The organism is Bradyrhizobium yuanmingense, assembly GCF_029167105.1.
In the GTDB taxonomy this organism is placed as follows: Bacteria; Pseudomonadota; Alphaproteobacteria; order Rhizobiales; family Xanthobacteraceae; genus Bradyrhizobium; species Bradyrhizobium yuanmingense_A.
The window spans coordinates 1-16,958 of the sequence record NZ_JARFML010000025.1 but is presented as its reverse complement, the minus strand read 5'-3'; the positions used below and the strand labels follow the sequence as shown (position 1 = coordinate 16,958).

The window sequence follows — 16,958 nt, the reverse complement described above, 5'->3', positions numbered from 1 at the left end:
TCATCTGAGGCAATATGAGGGGGCAGTTTTCCATGTTGCGCGACACGTGATCGTGATCGACCGGTTGAGGTTTCGGTGCGGGCTTTGCGGAGCGGGCCGCGCTTCAACCAGTGGACTATCGGTATCGAATGACTGAAAGGTTGGTCGAGCGTATCCGGATGGAGGCGGTCCGCCGGCCTTTCATGGCCATCGGTGCGGATTGCTGGGTCCACGAAAAGACCGTGCGTCGGATACTCAAAGACCAAATTCCGCAGCTGACCTTCCGTGCTCGGACGACTGAGGACGATAATCCGGCTTAGAGCCGGATCAGGCGATATGCGTGGCGTCTACGGCCAACGACAGTAGCCTCGCGGACATTGTCAGCAATCGCCTGCATCCGCGAGTTCAGGTCACCGCGCGACACCACCCAATCCGCGGGTGAGAAATGTCGGCTATCCGAATTGATGAACAAAGTTCGTATTATCCGCAGCTGGAGAGCTGAGGTTCGGCGACGCGTGAGCGCCGCAATCACTCTTGAAAAATGCTATCAAACACTCTACTTTGATAGCATCGCAGTCAGTCTGGATGCCATCATGGCCGCTGTCACCATCCGCAATCTTTCCGAGGAGGCACATCGCGCCCTGAAAGTCCGCGCCGCGCAGCACAATCGCAGCGCGGAAGCGGAAATGCGTGCCATTCTGGAGGCCGCCGTGCGTCCCGAGGGCCGGCTGCGCCTCGGCACCGCCCTTTCGGAGATGAGCCGGAAGATCGGCCTCACCAATGCCGATGTCGAGGCACTTGAACATGGCCGCGAGGCGCGTCCTGCCGAGCCGATGCGCTTCGAATGATCCTGCTCGACACCAATGTGGTCTCCGAGGCGATGAAGCCCGATCCGCACTCATCGGTGCGTGACTGGCTCGACGCCCAGGCGGCCGAGACGCTGTTTCTTTCCAGCGTCACTATCGCCGAACTGTTGTTCGGCATCGGCGCGCTGCAGCGCGGCAAGCGCAAGGATAGGCTGGCAGCTGCGCTCGACGGTGTGTTGGACCTGTTCGCGACCCGCATCCTGCCCTTCGATACCGCCGCGGCGCGGCGCTATGCCGAACTCGCGGTCAAGGCGCGCGCGGCCGGAAAAGGCTTTCCTACGCCGGATGGCTACATCGCTGCGATCGCCGCTGCGCATGGGTTCGCCGTGGCATCGCGCGACACGAGTGCGTTCAATGCCGCCGGTCTGACGATGATTGATCCCTGGACCGTTACCAGCTGAGAGAGTTGTCGAGCGGGGGCGTTACCGGGACGGCAGAAAGCGCAAGGAATTGCTGATCTCGGTAAAAACCACCCCCTTCCCAAGCTTGAGCGAGACTGTTCGGAAAAACGTCGGTTGATTGCGAGTTCAACATTGTAATCTGAACAGCCGAAATGTAGCCCGGATGACGCCGATGCCGACTTGAAATCGATTTGAAGGAGGGGAGTCGCCAGGCTGTATCTTCCTTTCGGCGCCAGATGGCGTTCGGTCTTCGCGTCCAGGTGGACGGCATCCGAGTTATTCCCGTCGGGAAGGCTGACTGTTTGGAAGCTCGAACCATAAGCCAATTGAGGAGAAAAGCCGCCGGCGAATGGTCCGCAATGAGCGTGCCTCTTGATCCTGATCACGAGAATTGGGCGGTGCTCTTGAACGATACCCACACCGTGGAGCGTCAGCGGGTTACGCTGCTGGAGGAGTTCTGGCACATCTTGCTCGGGCACAAACTAACTAAGATTGCCAGGATCGCTGACGCTTACGGGCGCACCTATGACAAGTCTGAGGAACACGACGCTTACTATCTCCGCCTCGGCGACGCTCCTACCGAGAGCTGCCATCGTTGCTGCCGTGAACAAGAAACGCTCTTCGGAGCAGATCGCTTCTGCATTTGGGACCTCATCGGAATTGGTCGACTATAGAATCAAGCGACTCGGCCTCTGGCGGGAGCATGTCGGAAAGCGGATCAGACTATCGTCAGACTGAGAGCTGCGACCTGTTTGAAACCTTTATCGCCACAAATAGAACGGGCAGGAAATGCAATTGACTGAAATTCTCTCGCGCGCCACTCCGCCGGAGGATGCGCGGGCTACCATGGAGTTTGAGAAAATGCGCTTCGAGCTGTCGTGGCGCTATTTCGATTTCCACGCGCGGCAACGGACCAAGCTATTCCACTTTTTCATTATCCTGGCGCCATTCATGTTCGGCGGATGCTTCTATCTGTTCAAGGGACGGGAGATGGTCGGCTATATGCCGGGGCAGATTGCAACGTGCGCCGGGGCGTTGTTGGCAATCTTCTTTTTTGGCTTGGATCGACGCAACCGGCAAATCATTCACCTGAGCGAACGGGCAATCCGGCTCATCGAAGCGCAACTCTTGTTCACCGATTTTCGGTCGATCAATGAACAAGGATCGGTCTTTAAAGGCGTGCTCACGACCGAGAAGACAGATAACGACAAGCGGACGCTAAAATCATTGCGGAGCCATAGCTTCTTGGTCGGCGCCGTCTACTTGCTGGCATTCGCGGCATTCGCTGCGCTGCTCACCTACTTCGTGGTTGTGCAGAACGGCTACGTCATCCTGCCTAAGCCTGTTCCCTATGCACCTGCGGTAGGCTCCTTAGCGACAGGCTCCAGGCTCGCAATCGGATGCAGAGCATACGGGCGAGAACCGCCATCTTGAGCCGCCTATAGCGTTCCGTCAATCATAAACGCTGGTCTATCCTGAAGACATACTTGGCATCGCAGGACTCTCCCTGCATTCGACGCTCGCTTTCATCACGGCGGTTTGGCCGCCGTCTCAAATTGCATGTTTTTCGTCGAAGGCAAAACCCGGTGCAAAGATTGAAACCTTGTCGCTGGAGCCAATGTTTCCAGGTTAAGGTAAATCCATCACAATCCGTCCTTGCGCTCCCTGATGTCGAAGGGTGATGTGCCAATCGTGCGAGCGGAAATCGCAGCCAAATTCTTCAAGCATTCGAAGCTGAGCTCAATTGTCTTCGTAGACTCGAAGTTGGGGACCTAGGAAGCCCTTCTCAAAGCTGCTTGCCGGTCAGCAGCGTTTTGGCGACCAACGGCGAGTCTGAGCCGCAGTCCAGAACCTCCTGTTGCGAGTTTGGCACATTGATATTGGTGCGATGAGGGGTATTGGCTGAGCGCTTACTATCTTCGCGTAATCGTATTCAAAGCTCTTCTCTAGGCACTCCTTGAGCGTCCGTGCCACCCCGTGAATGGGGGAGCCAATTGGTCCACAGAGCGCAATTACGAGCTCGCTAGTGTGGGTATGCTTATTTCGGAAATGTTTGTTGGCCTGAGGCTTGTCCATTCGTTCCGCAGCGGCTGTTCACGCCGCGGGCGATGTCCTCAGCGCCCCGTCTGACAGGGGCCGCTGCAACTTCAGGGCGACGTCCCAAGGCGCGGTCTTCTCTCGTCAGGATCACCAGCATAGCCTTCTGGTGGATAGCACCGACTTCGTCCTGGGCTCCGTCGTAAAGAACGCGTAGAGGTCGTTGGCCGTCTCGCCCCCCTCGACCTTGCTCACCGACGTCCAGTTGGTCCAGATGCCTGTGCCCTCCTTTCCGGCCGAGATGCTGTCAAAGCGCCGATCATGGCCTCAGTCACCACTCATTAATCCAGATGCGCATTTCACCTTCGTTGCGGTTGGCCCGGCTGAACCACGGAATGAATGTCAAACGTTGCGGTTGCCGGTTTCCAGGCACTTTGTCGTAGTGATAAAGCGGCGCTTCCTCAGAGAGCGTGTGTCGCAAACGAAAGCCCTCAGCCTGCAACAAAATTTTGCCGGCAAAGAGGTCCTTGCCTTCAACGAGCGAAAACCGGCTGTCTGCATCCAGCCAAACATTATGCAGCTCCCGCCCGTTGTCGGCTTCTTCCAGACAATAAATCAGGGGGCCACGCTGAATAGCCACTTTGCCGGCCAAGTGGCGAAGTTGTGGATGACCATATACGCGGCGTGCTTTCATGGGCAGTTGCAATTTGCAACAATCGCCCTGCCGCCACGTGCGGTGAATGTGCCAATAGCCCTTGCGCGGCTCGCATTTGACCGGTTCGCCGTTCAGCTTGACCTCCGGCGCGCTGCACCATTCCGGCAGGCGCAGCGCGAGCGTGTGGGTGATTGGCTGCTCCGATTCCACGGTAATCTCCACCCGATCCTCCCAGGGATAGTTCCCGCTCATGCGCAATCGTAGCGTATGCTCTCCAATCGCGAATGCCACGCTGTTGCCAATGTAGAGATTGACATAGAGCGCCTCGGAGCGTGGCGTGTAGATGTAATGACCAACTGATGTGAAAAGTCGCGCGATGTTCGGCGGACAGCAGGCGCAGCCGAACCAGCCCTGTCGTACCGGCGAGATATGACTGTAGCCGCAATTGGACCTGAGCGTTTTGGGATGAACTTCGAGTGGATTGGCATAGAAAAAATGCCGTCCATCCAAGGCGATACTGCCCAAAACCGTGTTATAGAGAGCACGCTCCATCACATCGGCATAGTGACTGTCCGCCTCCATCTCCAGCATCCGGCGGGCAAACATCATCAGGCCGATCGACGCGCAGCTTTCCGCGTACGCAGTATCGTTCGGCAGATCGTAGTCGCTGCTGAAGGCTTCGCCCGCGCTTTGCGAACCAATGCCGCCGGTGATATAGATCTGCCGCTGCGCCATGTTTTGCCATAGCCGCAGGCAAGCTTGGCGTTGTTGCTCGTTCTGAAGCAGACGCGCCAGATGGGCAACCCCAGTCATGAGGTATACAAACCGAACCGCATGACCTGTTGCAGTTCGCTGTTCGGTGACCGGCAGGTGCGCCTGGCTATAGTCTTTCCGTCTGACCATCCAGGATTTGTCGTGTGCTTTCCGATCGCGGGATCGCTTCTCATATTCTAGGTCATAGAAGTGCGGCTCTGTGCCGCGTTGCTCCACGAAATAGTTAGCTAGCGTGAGATATCGCGGCTCCAACGTCACTTCATAGAGGCGTGTCAATGCAAGTTCGATTTCCGGATGGCCATCATAGCCCTGTAAACGATCGCGCTCCCGGCCAAAAACCGAGCAGATGTGGTCAGCGAGCCTGCAAACGACGTCCAGCAGGCGCCGTTTACCTGTCGCTTGAAAGAAAGCGATGCCCGCTTCAATCAAGTGGCCGGCGCAGTAAAGCTCGTGACATTCGGTTAAGTTGGTCCATCGTTTCCCAGGCGCCTTTACGATGAAATAAGTGTTCAGATAGCCGTCGCCGCATTGGGCGGCCTCCATCAGCTCGATCAGGTCATCGGCTGTTTTCTCCAGTTCCGGATCGGGTGTGGTGCACAACGACCAGGCGACTGCTTCCAGCCATTTTGCCACATCACTGTCCTGAAAAACCCGGCCGTAGAATTCGCCACTTGCTCGGTTTGCTGCGATCCGGAGGTTTGCTATCGCATGGCTCGGTGCGAGTTCGGGAATACGATCGTTCAGCGCCTCCCACTGATGGGGTATCGTCACCTCCCTCACCAATTGCTGGTATTTTCCAAAGAGCGGATCGGTGATCCGTAAGTCATGGAGATTGACTTCCGTAACAGTCGGCCGATTCATCTGGCTCTCCATCGTGGCGGGTGCACGGGCCGGTAGTTCACGAAAATCATGCCGTACCGCATTGTCGAGTTTGCGGGTGCGAATTGGCAGCCTGTATCCTTGCCTGCTGTGGTCAGCTCACCCGTCCTCCCGGGCTTCAAGATCTCGGCATGATGAGCGATTGAAGGCCCTCTGGTGATGCTTCTGGCCGCGGGGCGGAGAGAGAACTCAGGTTTTTCGAATAGAATCGGACGTTCCATGACGCTCGACACGAAAGACATTGTCGATCTCCGTACATCGCTCTGACCAGCACGCTCGAGGCTCAAGACAGCAATTTTCGTGCCGGCAAGGCGCAAATCGTTCTTTTGCAACGAGCTCGTCTTCAGTATCCATCAGTCCGTCGCCGCTTCGACGTGGGATTCTGCGCTCCGTCTTCCGGTTCGCTCTGCGTTGTTGCTGATCCCGTTCCGAGCAGGGCCTCGTACGCTTTAGCCGCGCTCGATGCCGGTTGACCGCGGACCGATCATGACCGCTCCGGTAAACTCGAGGCACGCGGATAGTGGCGCCTAGGTCGGTATCGAGGCGAATGCGTTATCGCGTCGCCCGCTGACCCTGCTGACTTAATGAATTGCGATCATTCTCGGCTGGGGAAATCGAGAGGCCGATGCGCAGGCGCGCCTGGCCGCCTTGGACGACGCAGGCGACGGGGCTTGCGAGAGAAAGAGGACCAAAACAGAAGTAAGGGGAGGAGAATCGACGAGCGACGACCCGGCAAAGTGCGTTCAACCGGCCTCCGTGCGAAATCCAACTGCCAGACCGGACGGGGCAACGGCGAGAACGCGCCCGCCTCCGACCTCAGCCTGCGCGTGGCTTGATCTGGGCGGCGGCGATCAGGTGAGACTCGCTCTCATCCTGATTGTCGCGCCATACTTGATCGATGTTCCGCAACGTCTTGCCGCTCTATGCTCCGAGAAGGGAAGGAGCGTCTACCGCACGTCTTGATCTCTCCTGCAGCAGTATGCGCTCGACATGCAGCATGGCCGACAAGACAACGAAAGGATGTCGACGTAGCTGATGCAGAAGGAGTGCGCAGTCAATCCGCAAGTTTCCATACGACGAATTCGAAGGCTTTGAAATGGGTTCGCAGGCCAGCGCGCGCAGCAAAGCAAGGGCCAATGAGGCGGAGGATGGCAGAGGCGCGGCTATTTTGTTGCGCGATACAAGGCTCGGCTTGCGCGAGTGCGTGCTGCAAACAAGCAGGCGGAAAATAGCCGAGACCTCTGCCATGGCCTGCGCCGTATCCTTGCCGTCCGATCGCTTTGTAGAAACTCGGGGAGGGCGGCTCTATCGGCAAGGACTAGCCCACGGGAAGCGAACATGACGAGCATCGCGAGCCGTCCGCACAAAATCGACCTCCAAATGCGGCCGAACGCATATTCCCGCAACGTAGCGATATTCATCTGGACTGAAGTATGCATCTCGTTGAGATGCCAGATGCTCGGCATGCCGGTCGGGATCCGGCAAGACGGCGCGTCCTCGCGAGGATGGCGAGTGTGCGCCGTGTTGGTTGACGCCGAAAGCAATGGCGCGGCAGTATGCGATGAGCGAATCGGTGGGGCCAAACCTTCCTCCTCACTTCCTTGGAGCGCCATTTTTGCGTCGGCACTAATCTGCGCAGCGTGATGGTCCGATCGTTGCCATCCCAGCGTGGGCGCACGCACATAGCCGGCCGTGAAGCCATCCGGGCGCTTTCAGCTATGCTGGCTCTGATTGGAACGCCTCCCTAAGCTTCCCTGTACGAAATAGCGAGGCTTTCGCAGATCGACGCGAATGCCTTTTTCGCCTCGACGCTCTCGAAGCAAAAGCGTCTCCCTTGGTCACCATGCTCGATCCACCAGTTCGCCTTGTGCCCTCGTGAAACGAGGTACGCCTCCTCGCGCAGCTGATCCAATAGTCTTCCTGATGCACGCACGATCACACAGTTTTCCATTTCAACGCTCATTGGAGGGAAGCAACACAGGCTAGGCAACATGTATCCAGAAAACGCTGCCACAACAAATGCGAATCCTCATCTTGCACCGCCAAATGTTCCTTCTTGGACGAGATTGAAGACGATGCGTGTTTTCTTCGCGCGTCCAGCGTTTTGCGCCGAGTTCCTGCAGCTACCGATGCGGGGCCGGCGAAGAGCTTCGACGTCGCCTCGGAACGCACACCCTTTCGCCGATATGCGATTCCAACTAAACATGAGCCCACAGTCAGAAGAGGCAATCAATATTGTTCAAGCGGAAGAAAGCGTGGTGCAGCAGATGCTCTCATCAATGACAATTAGCGCCCTACAGAATCGCCTCGCTCCTACCCCCGAAACGGTGATGCATCATTTGAAGCTTGCTTACAAAAGAGCCGGTTTTATTGCTACGCGAGCATCTACGATTCGGATATTGAAGCGTATCTCACGTGAGATCGATCACGCTGAGACGGTGTTGGAATTCATCAGCCGAGGCGACGGGCAACCGCACTGAGTTGGCGAATGAATTTCATCGTGCGCCTGGCTTGCACGCCGCGGCTTCAAGCAAAGCAACCGCAGCGCCAAGGATAACAAAACCAAGCGTGACGTCGATCGAAAGCCAAAGATCAGCGCCGGCGCGAGTGCGATAATTGCCACGGGGATCTTGATTCCGATGCTGTTAGGAACCACAGGCTAAGAGGAAGGAGGGGAGCCAGGGACAAGAACAGGATGCCCAAAACGTGCATCGCGCAATTCCATGGGGCGCGATGATACTCCTCGTAGTCCGCAAGCCAGCGCCGGAAATAGGAGTTCATGATGCTTGCTTCGCCATCCATGTCAGACATGGCACAATTACCTTCTGCCAAGCGCATATGCTGGCGCCCACATATAACTAAACGCGGGAAACCCTCGCGTCAAATCTCCCAAAAACAGCACATGCGTTAGGTTCGTGGGCTTGGTGCTTGCCGGACCTGTTTGAGGGAAGGCTACGCACTCGTTCGGGTCGTGGCGTAAGATCGGTCAGCGAGAGGCCGAAAACATTCACGCGCGGCTTCTCCCAACCGTGAGCGCGGCGCAGATCCGACCAGGCCGTGGCGCCGGGATAGTTGCAGTATTCCACCAGATTGCGCGCAGCGTCGCCGTCGCGGGTGTCGAGATTGACGGCCAGCATCGACTCCAGGCCAGCAGCCCTACACCAGTAGATGAAGTCATTCGCGCCGAAGCGGTTGTTCTCGGTGCTCAACCAGGCGAGATCGAGCCGTGCCGGGGCGACTCTCCACGGGCCGACGCCGTCCTCCCAATTGTAGCCGGAGACGAAATTGCCTCCCGGATATCGTACGAGGGTGGGACCAAGTTCCTTCATAGGCGCCAGCACGTCCCCGCAGCGAAATCCACGCTCGTCCGCCGTCGGATGACCCGGCTCGTAGGTGCCGCCGTAGACGCAGCACCCAAGATGCTCGATGAAGCCGCCGAACAAAGGGGGATCGGTGTAGCCTATGACAAACGACATGCGCGTGGCCTCTCGGGCTCGTCGTTGCGACCAACCTCCTGGAGTCCGAGGATCTCGAGCCAGACCTCGGGGTCCACAAGCGACCTTGGGGGAACGCTCGTCTCAAACCGCAGGAGGCGCGCGAAAGCTGCGCAAATCAACCGGGCGGACGATACGTTAAGCTCGGTAGCCCAAGAATTGGGTGAAATGCAGCGCAGCAAAGAAGCTAGGCTCAACGGCAGGAGAGCCGGCCGCCCTTTGAGAATGGACGGCGAGAGCGCACGGCGGGAGCTACAATTGCAGGCCCGATTAACTGTCCCTGACAGCGTCTGGGCCAGGCTGAAGTCACCACAAGCACTTACTGTTTGAAGTCCCAGGGGCTCCTCTTAGATGCGACCTTTGATTGTCTTAGATGAGGGAACTACTTTTGAAGATTAAGTCTATCGCCGTTAAGAATTTTCGGTCCTTCAAAAACATGGTGGTTGATCTGGATGATTACACGGCCTTCGTGGGACCGAATGGCGCTGGAAAGTCCACTGTACTTTGCGCACTGAACATCTTTTTCCGTCAGACGGAGGAAGCTCCGACAAATCTCATTGAGCTTGACGCCGAAGATTTCCACAACGGCAACACCAAAGAGCCGATCGAGATTACATTGACCTTCCACGATCTCGAGCCCGAGGCGCAGGCGGATTTCTCCGAATACTACCGGTCAGGCATCCTGGTCGTATCAGCGCTTGCGGAATTTAGCGACACGACGCGCAAGGCGACGGTTCGCCAGTTCGCCAAACGCAGTGCCATGAACGAGTTCAGCGAATTCTTCCGCAAGTACAACGACGGGGCTGCTGCCGGTGAATTGGCGGGGATCTATGAGGGGATACGCGAGACTCACCCCGAGTTCGGTCTTCCCAAAAAGGGCAGTAAAGAAGCCAATCGCCAAGCGCTTCGATCATACGAGGAAGATCACCCGGAACGATGCGTTCTGATTGATAGCGAAGATCAATTCTACGGCTTCAGCAAGGGCGGCGACCGTCTATCCCGCTATGTCCAATGGGTCTACGTCCCCGCAGTCAAGGATGCGACCAAGGAGAACGTTGAAGGTCGCAACACCGCACTGGGCAAGCTCCTCGCACGGACGGTGCGCTCAAAGGTGACTTTCGATGGAGAGATCGCCTCACTCAGAAACACCACACTCGATGCGTACAAGAACATCATCCAGAAGCAGCAAACTGCGCTGGACGACCTCTCGCAAGCACTGACAGCCAAGCTCGGTGAATGGGCGCATCCCGAGGCGGTTGCACGGCTGGAATGGACCGAGGACCCGCTCAAGTCCGTGCAGATTGCCGATCCCGCGGCGCGGCTATTCGCGAGCGAGGGAACGTTTTCAGGCGATCTCGCCAGATTTGGGCATGGCCTTCAGCGATCCTATCTTTTGGCTCTCCTTCAAGAGCTCGCCGCGACGAACGAGTCGGCACAACCTCGGCTGATCCTGGGATGCGAGGAGCCGGAGCTCTATCAACACCCCCCGCAAGCGCGTCATTTGGCCTCGGTTTTCAAGAAGCTGAGCGAAGCAAATGCGCAGATCCTGGTTTCGACCCACAGCCCGTACTTTGTGTCCGGAAGGCATTTTGAACATGTGCGTCTGGTTCGAAGGGATGAGACGAAAAAGGAGTCCAGCATACGCTGGACCACCTGCGAAAAAGTCGTCGCAAGGTTATCCGAGATATCCGGAGAGAAGGTGAGGCCGATTGAGGCGGAGCGGGCGCAGCTCCATCAAGCTCTGCAACCGCATCTCAACGAGATGTTCTTCACCCAGAAGCTGGTGTTGGTGGAGGGTCTGGAAGACACGGCTTACATCACCGCGTGGATGACATACTCAGATCTTTGGGATGTTTATCGCAAGTCGGGCTGCAACATTGTTGCCGCGAACGGCAAGAGCTCGCTAATTGAGCCCCTGCTGATCGCCAAGGAACTGGGCATTCCGACGTTTGTCGTCTTTGATGCCGATGGCAACGAGCAAAACCCGGGGCGCCGCAACCTTCACAAACTGGACAACCTGAAAATTCTCGCCCTGCTGGACGGTGATGTAACCACGCCTTTTCCGGACAATCCGGTGTGGACGAGCAGCTATGCCATTTGGCCGGAGAATCTCGGCGCGATCCTCAAGCATGAGGCAGGAGCCGCGCTTTGGGACAGTTCCTATTCGGCGGCCACCAAGGGATTGGGCAGCCCCTCCGGCAGCTTCGTCAAGAACACCGTCCACATTGGGGATCATCTGGCAATCCTGAGAGAGAAAGGTGCAAAGATGCCGACGCTCGACAGCCTTTGTGCAGCGATCCTGGCGCTGGCTTGAGACATGGGGCAATAATGGATTACGTGAGAGTGCGATCCAGCACGGTGAGCGCCGTCGGATACGACGAGGACGCAAGGGTCTTGGGCGTACAATACCTCAATGGCAGTGAATATCACTACTTTGCCGTGCCCAAGGCGCAGTTCGAAGGCCTCAAAGCAGCCGCTTCGGTGGGGAGCTACCTGAACGCCTTTATCAAGGATGCCGGTTTCCGATTTAAACGAGTCAGATAGAGGAGAGCAGCGAGGAAGGACGGACGAGCCAATGATCGAGCCAACTATCACCTGCCCAAAATGCAGCAGCGAGATAAAGCTGACCGAATCGCTCGCGGCGCCATTGCTTGAGCAAGCCCAAAAGCAATTTCAAAGCCAGCTGGCAGCCAAAGAAGCGGAATTCGCGAGGAGATCCGAAGAACTGCGGGCACAGCAGAATGAAGTTGCGAGAGCGCGGGAGCAGATCGACGAGTTGGTCGCCTCCAAGTTGAAAGGTGAGCGGTCACAAATCGCGGCCAGCGAAGCCAAGAAGGCCCGTGAGGCGGCAGCCCTCGAGCTCGAGAACAAGGACAGGGAAACGGCTGAGCTGAAGGAGCTGCTGGCCACAAACAACGCGAAGCTTGCCGCGGCCCAAAAAGACCAGGCAGAGCTCCTGCGCAAACAGCGCGAAATCGAGGACGCCCGGAGAGAGCTGGATCTGACGGTCCAGAAGAAGGTCCAGGAGGAACTTGCCGGCGTGAGAACGAAGGCCAGGCAGGAGGCTGAGGACGAGCTGAAGCTCAAGGTGTCGGAAAAGGATCAACAAATTTCGGGCATGGCCCGCACGATCGAGGAATTGAAGCGAAAGGCCGAGCAAACCTCACAGCAGGCCCAAGGCGAGGTCCTGGAGCTTGAACTGGAGGACGTGCTCAGGGCGCGGTTTCCGACGGATGTGATTGAACCGGTGGCGAAGGGTGAACTCGGCGCTGATGTCATTCAGCGTGTCAACGGCGCGATCGGGGTGCCTGCGGGGGTGATCTTGTGGGAGTCAAAACGCACAAAGAACTGGTCCGACGGATGGCTGCCCAAGTTACGGGATGATCAACGACGCTGCGGCGCCGATGTTGCGTTGGTCATCTCGAACGCTCTTCCAAAGGATATTGAACACTTCGATTTGGTGGATGGCATTTGGATAGCTCATCCGCGCTGCGCAGTCCCGGTCGCGATAGCTCTTCGGCAGTCGCTCGTGGCCGTCAACGGTGCGCGCACCATGCAGCAGGGACAGCTCAGCAAGGCTGAGGAGGTTTATCAGTATCTGACCGGAAAGAGATTCCGGCAACGTCTCGAGGCCATCGTCGAACGCTTCAATGACATGCGCGAGGATCTGGATAAGGAACGCAAGTTCATGACGCGCTTATGGGCAAAGCGCGAAAGCCAATTAAACAGCGTCATTGAGGCCACGATCGGCATGTATGGAGATTTGCAAGGCATCGCAGGGAAAGCCATGCCTGAAATAGAGAGCCTGGACACGCCACTGCTGGACGGTCCCGGAGCTGAGGCAAAGCAATCGTAAGATGACCGCAAAAGCGCTTTGGGCGATGTGGAAACGCGAAGCCGAATCGGGCTAAAGTCCAGCATCTTCAACGGCAATCCCTCTGCAGCCGGCCTAACCGCCGGGCTCCCGCGTCGGGGACTCCGCGTTTCGCGAGTCCGAGCCGGCGGGCTGTAACCCGCTCAAGCAGAAAGGGAGGCGGCTATGGCAAACCATGGCGGCCAGCCAAAGTCTGTTTAGGTCAATGCCTATCTGCGTCGGCGTTTCGGCAAGTTGGAGCATGTGTGCTCCCACTTCCGGTCCCTTCCGGGACAACTTGACTTCGGCTTTTGACAATTTGGGCACGGCTCAGATTGGCCAGTGACGACGCCGGGGATATGTTCCCGGCGAGTGTTGCGTAGCGAGACCTGACCTCTCGGTCGGGTCTCGTTTCCTAGCTCTGCGCGTTTCAATCTCGGCCTCTTGTCCGTTTGTCGAGCCTTGCTTTCATCCGCACCAGTGCATCAAAGTTGTTCATCTTTCGACTTGGCAAACTAAATCTGTAACGGCAGGTCAAAGCGGATTAGTTAGCAAATGACGTATCCTCTGCATCTTCTCGGCTGGAAAGCATTTCAGGATCTCTGCATTGCACTTGCCGAAGAATGCCTCCGTCGTCCCGTTCAGAACTTCTTGCCGGGCAATGATGCCGGCCGCGACGGCGCCTTTGTTGGCCGATGGGACGGAGACGATCCGGGAGCTGGTGCATCAACGATCCAATGTAAATTTGCGTCCAAACCCTCGAATTTGTCCTTGAGTATTCTCACTGAAGAGTTGGAGAAGGCAAGAAAGCTTGCGAAGCGGCGCTTGGCAGCCGACTACATCATTCTCACAAATCATGCCGTATCAGGCGCAAGCGAGCTAAAGATCAAGGAAGCGTTCGAAAAGCACGGGGTGGGGCGCTGCCGCGTGTTTGGTTATGAGTGGATCGTAAGGCAAGTCAGGTCCTCTCCGCGACTGAGGATGATGGCGCCCCGCCTGTATGGTCTCGGGGACCTCAACGAATTCCTGGATGAGCGGGCCTACGCCCAGGCGCAGTTGATTCTATCGGCCATGGGCAACGACCTTCAGCGCCTGGTCGTCACCGAAGCACACCGCAAAAGCGTGCGAGCTATCAGTGCGCACAATTTGGTGCTCCTGCTTGGTGCACCTGCTGCCGGCAAGTCTACAATCGGCGCAAGCTTAGCTATAGGCGCCGCCGATATTTGGCAGTGTGCTACGATCAAGGTGACTTCTCCGCAAGAACTTCGGGAGCGCCTGTCGCCCGGCGACCGGCAATTCTTCTGGATCGATGATGCGTGGGGAAACACCCAGTATCAGCGGCAGACTTCCGAGCTCTGGAACCAAGTCTTCCCGCTGATGCAGGCGGCGGTGGCCTCGGGCGCGAGATTCTTGATGACCTCCCGCGACTACATTTGGCAGGCAGCAAGAGGCGACTTGAAATTTCAGGCGTTGCCGATCCTCAGCAAGAGCCAGGTGGTCATCAACGTACACGAGCTATCCACGCAGGAGAAGGCTCAAATTCTCTACAATCATGTCAAGCTTGGTGATCAGCCGCCCGCCTTCCGCGCGGAGATTAAACCAAGCTTGCCTGAGATAGCGGAGCGGAAAGACTTTTTGCCTGAGACAGCGCGACGCTTGGGATCGAGTTTCTTCGCGGGGGCCATAGATACCTCAAGAGAATCGTTACTGAAGTTTTTCGCAGAGCCTGAACAGTTTTTGTTGGAGACGATCACAAACTTATCCGCCGACTGTCGAGCGGCCATCGCGGTCGTATTCATGAATGGTGCGCAAGTGAGATCCCCCGTCTCCGAGAAGGACATCGCGCCAGCGGCGAACGCATTCGGCGTCACGATCGGCGCGGTGCGTGAGCAGCTCGTTGCTCTCAATGGCAGCCTGCTGTTGCTGTCAGCCGACGATCATGGTCAATTTTGGACGTATAAACATCCGACTGTCAGTGATGCATTCGCTCATTATGTTGCGCAGAACGCCGAACTCGTGGACATTTACTTGAGAGGGGCGAAGCCTGATTCAATCGCGAGGGAAGTCGTTTGTGCGGGGTGTATCGTCACCGGCGCTCCAGTGATTGTGCCTGATAGTTTGCATGGTCTGCTGGCGAAGCGTCTCTCCTCCCTCGAAGATTATCGAATTGCAAGCTTCCTCTCGTATCGCGCGAACAAGACCTTTTCCCTGCTAATGCTTGGAAAACGTCCGGATGTCTTGGATCGCCTTCTCCACTATCACATACCGATTAAAGACGACACTGATGCCGATCTCGCAATCAAGCTTCACGATCAGGGCCTACTTCCCTCCGAGCACCTTCAGAAGCTCAAGAGCGCTTTGGAGAACGCCGCAATCGAGCATGCAGACGCAAGTTTTCTCCAACAACCACGACTAGGAGCAATCTTTACAGACGATGAGCGCGAGGCTCTCCTGGACCGGATCGAGACGGAACTATTCCAACGCATTGATGATCAAATAAGCCATTTGCGAGGGGAGTGGGATTCCGATAGCCCGCCCGACGAATATTTCGATCTCTTTGAGTCTGCCTTGAGAACTTTCGTAAGCGCATTATCTTGTAGGGGAGATTATAGCAACGTTCTGCGAGCTGCGTCAGATGGGATAAGCCGCGCGCTCAGTGATATGTATGACGATTATCGGCCGAGTCCGTCAACAACTGCGCCGACGAGTTCTTCAACTCCTCAACATGCTGCTCTTTCATCCCTTTTCCGAGACGTTGACGAGTGAGCGATCTGGCCCTGATACGTTCGCGCAAGCTATTGTCAGGACTGCCGAGATCGGCGGGCATGATCGGTTGCTTTCGCCTCCGCCATAATCTGATTGGCCGTCCTGCGCTTCGTAATGCGTCCTATAGGGTGACGCCCGCGCACCTCGCCCAAGACTGAATAATGTTGTCAGAGGCATGCCTATACTGGATCATACCAGTGATCGTGCCGAAGGGACGGTTGGCTATACCTGCAATCGTCGGGGGATAGCCCCGACGTTCGGCCAGTTACCGGTATGGCGCACGCGAAATTCGTGGCCTCTCCGTTCAATCCGGCGCTAGTCACCAGGAGGTACCGGGCGCGGGAATCCTTCAGCCGTTCTGCCCCCGACTCGCGTGCCTCGCCATGTTCGAGGAGACGCTTCAAACTGGCCACCGTCCATGAGGTCCTTGTCCGCAGCTTGGCCTGGACGATCAACCGGTAGCCGTCGAGCGCCGCAGAGCCGCCGCGGCTCGAAGCTCGTCGAGATCGGCTTCGATGTCGTCCTCGCTGGCGGACTCGAGGATGAGTTGTTGAGCGAGACGGCTTGCCAACACCAGTTCAACCGCCAGCCAAACCGACACATCGATCAGGTATTCGTATCCAGCGGCCGCCTGCGCCCCCGCCCTCCGATATGCCGCTCGACTTTCTGCGACGCGACTGGGGCCTGTGTTTAGGTTTCGCCTTAGGTTTGGCCGTGGACTTCGACGATTGTTCGCCACGTTGTCATAGTCCAGTCTGATGGCGTCCCGGAGTTCGCAGCTTTACATCGTGGCCATGCCGACGGTGGGGCGGACTGTTCGCTGGATCGATGATGTCGTGCGGGCTCGACGAGGCAACCAGCTCGATTGCTCGCTAGTGCCAGAATGAGAGCTGGTTGCTGAACAACTGGATCCTGAGCTCGGCGACGCTGGTGCGGCGTCAGGTCGCGACCTGATCCAGTATCCGATTCTGCAGATTCCGAAAGTGATCCTCCCGCGGAGGAAAGTACGAAATACACGTTCTCGGAGTAGCTGATAGTGAAATCGAAGACGCTTGTCTTCCATATCGCCCCGCTTCTTGAGCAGGACGAAGACGAGAAGCTTGTCGATGCTCTTGACGAAGTTGGCTCCCCGACGGTCGGTCAAAATCCCCCGGGTGAGGTCACCTCAAACTCCTCCACCTGATTCCGCCTGGCTGGGCGGCTGATCGGCCGCAAAGCGCGCAGCAGGACGTTTATTTTCGTCCCCTTTTAGGG

Annotated in this window: 12 protein-coding genes and 1 pseudogene; 10 read left to right on the top strand and 3 right to left on the bottom strand. The window is 57.1% G+C overall.

The features are described 5' to 3' along the window. The first annotated feature begins 572 nt into the window (after nucleotides 1-572). The 4 genes from P0R31_RS27730 (at nucleotide 573) to P0R31_RS27715 (ending at nucleotide 2,680) form a co-directional block, all read left to right on the top strand. Nucleotides 573-827, top strand: coding sequence for a FitA-like ribbon-helix-helix domain-containing protein (locus P0R31_RS27730; protein ID WP_157287250.1), 255 nt, complete (start codon nucleotides 573-575; stop codon nucleotides 825-827). After that, nucleotides 824-1,246 (top strand): type II toxin-antitoxin system VapC family toxin, encoded by a 423-nt coding sequence (locus tag P0R31_RS27725; RefSeq protein WP_157287251.1) that lies wholly within the window; start codon nucleotides 824-826, stop codon nucleotides 1,244-1,246. Before P0R31_RS27730 ends, P0R31_RS27725 begins: the two co-directional genes overlap by 4 nt. Before the next feature lie 236 nt (nucleotides 1,247-1,482). Next, on the top strand, nucleotides 1,483-1,920 hold the full coding sequence (locus P0R31_RS27720; RefSeq protein WP_275517584.1) for an ImmA/IrrE family metallo-endopeptidase: 438 nt from the start codon (nucleotides 1,483-1,485) through the stop codon (nucleotides 1,918-1,920). Nucleotides 1,921-2,035: 115 nt separating this feature from the next. Continuing rightward, on the top strand, nucleotides 2,036-2,680 hold the full coding sequence (locus tag P0R31_RS27715) for a hypothetical protein (RefSeq protein ID WP_275517582.1): 645 nt from the start codon (nucleotides 2,036-2,038) through the stop codon (nucleotides 2,678-2,680). Nucleotides 2,681-3,284: 604 nt separating this feature from the next. Here P0R31_RS27715 and P0R31_RS27710 read toward each other — a convergent pair. Both P0R31_RS27710 and P0R31_RS27705 read right to left on the bottom strand, forming a co-directional pair. Next, nucleotides 3,285-3,562: pseudogene (locus P0R31_RS27710) on the bottom strand (hypothetical protein); the annotation flags it as partial. A gap of 52 nt (nucleotides 3,563-3,614) precedes the next feature. Further along, nucleotides 3,615-5,573, bottom strand: coding sequence for a glycoside hydrolase family 127 protein (locus P0R31_RS27705; protein WP_275517580.1), 1,959 nt, complete (start codon nucleotides 5,571-5,573; stop codon nucleotides 3,615-3,617). Nucleotides 5,574-7,795: 2,222 nt separating this feature from the next. Here P0R31_RS27705 and P0R31_RS27700 point away from each other — a divergent pair. After that, nucleotides 7,796-8,071 carry a hypothetical protein gene (locus P0R31_RS27700; protein ID WP_275517578.1) on the top strand — a complete coding sequence of 92 codons (276 nt, stop codon included), beginning with the start codon at nucleotides 7,796-7,798 and terminating at the stop codon, nucleotides 8,069-8,071. A gap of 378 nt (nucleotides 8,072-8,449) precedes the next feature. On the opposite strand, the gene P0R31_RS27695 is transcribed toward P0R31_RS27700, so the two are convergent. Further along, nucleotides 8,450-9,067, bottom strand: coding sequence for a hypothetical protein (locus P0R31_RS27695; RefSeq protein WP_275517577.1), 618 nt, complete (start codon nucleotides 9,065-9,067; stop codon nucleotides 8,450-8,452). A 406-nt stretch (nucleotides 9,068-9,473) separates the two neighbouring features. Here P0R31_RS27695 and P0R31_RS27690 point away from each other — a divergent pair, with 406 nt between their 5' ends. From P0R31_RS27690 to P0R31_RS27670, 5 genes are all read left to right on the top strand, one after another. Beyond that, on the top strand, nucleotides 9,474-11,399 hold the full coding sequence (locus P0R31_RS27690; RefSeq protein ID WP_275517576.1) for an ATP-dependent nuclease: 1,926 nt from the start codon (nucleotides 9,474-9,476) through the stop codon (nucleotides 11,397-11,399). 44 nt (nucleotides 11,400-11,443) lie between these two features. Continuing rightward, entirely contained in the window at nucleotides 11,444-11,629 is a 186-nt protein-coding gene (locus P0R31_RS27685; RefSeq protein ID WP_275517575.1) for a KTSC domain-containing protein, read from the top strand. 31 nt (nucleotides 11,630-11,660) lie between these two features. Further along, the gene (locus tag P0R31_RS27680) at nucleotides 11,661-12,941 is read left to right on the top strand and encodes a DUF2130 domain-containing protein (RefSeq protein WP_275517574.1); all 1,281 of its coding nucleotides are present in this window, start codon (nucleotides 11,661-11,663) and stop codon (nucleotides 12,939-12,941) included. A gap of 552 nt (nucleotides 12,942-13,493) precedes the next feature. Next, nucleotides 13,494-15,704, top strand: coding sequence for a hypothetical protein (locus P0R31_RS27675; protein WP_275517573.1), 2,211 nt, complete (start codon nucleotides 13,494-13,496; stop codon nucleotides 15,702-15,704). A gap of 1,036 nt (nucleotides 15,705-16,740) precedes the next feature. Continuing rightward, on the top strand, nucleotides 16,741-16,887 hold the full coding sequence (locus P0R31_RS27670; protein WP_275517572.1) for a hypothetical protein: 147 nt from the start codon (nucleotides 16,741-16,743) through the stop codon (nucleotides 16,885-16,887). Nucleotides 16,888-16,958 lie beyond the last annotated feature (71 nt).

Coding starts and splice junctions, on each gene's coding strand:
- P0R31_RS27695 (WP_275517577.1), bottom strand. CDS start 9,067: ATGTCGTTTGTCATAGGCTACACCGATCCCCCTTTGTTCGGCGGCTTC.
- P0R31_RS27730 (WP_157287250.1), top strand. CDS start 573: ATGGCCGCTGTCACCATCCGCAATCTTTCCGAGGAGGCACATCGCGCC.
- P0R31_RS27700 (WP_275517578.1), top strand. CDS start 7,796: ATGAGCCCACAGTCAGAAGAGGCAATCAATATTGTTCAAGCGGAAGAA.
- P0R31_RS27675 (WP_275517573.1), top strand. CDS start 13,494: ATGACGTATCCTCTGCATCTTCTCGGCTGGAAAGCATTTCAGGATCTC.
- P0R31_RS27705 (WP_275517580.1), bottom strand. CDS start 5,573: ATGAATCGGCCGACTGTTACGGAAGTCAATCTCCATGACTTACGGATC.
- P0R31_RS27680 (WP_275517574.1), top strand. CDS start 11,661: ATGATCGAGCCAACTATCACCTGCCCAAAATGCAGCAGCGAGATAAAG.
- P0R31_RS27725 (WP_157287251.1), top strand. CDS start 824: ATGATCCTGCTCGACACCAATGTGGTCTCCGAGGCGATGAAGCCCGAT.
- P0R31_RS27715 (WP_275517582.1), top strand. CDS start 2,036: ATGCAATTGACTGAAATTCTCTCGCGCGCCACTCCGCCGGAGGATGCG.
- P0R31_RS27720 (WP_275517584.1), top strand. CDS start 1,483: ATGGCGTTCGGTCTTCGCGTCCAGGTGGACGGCATCCGAGTTATTCCC.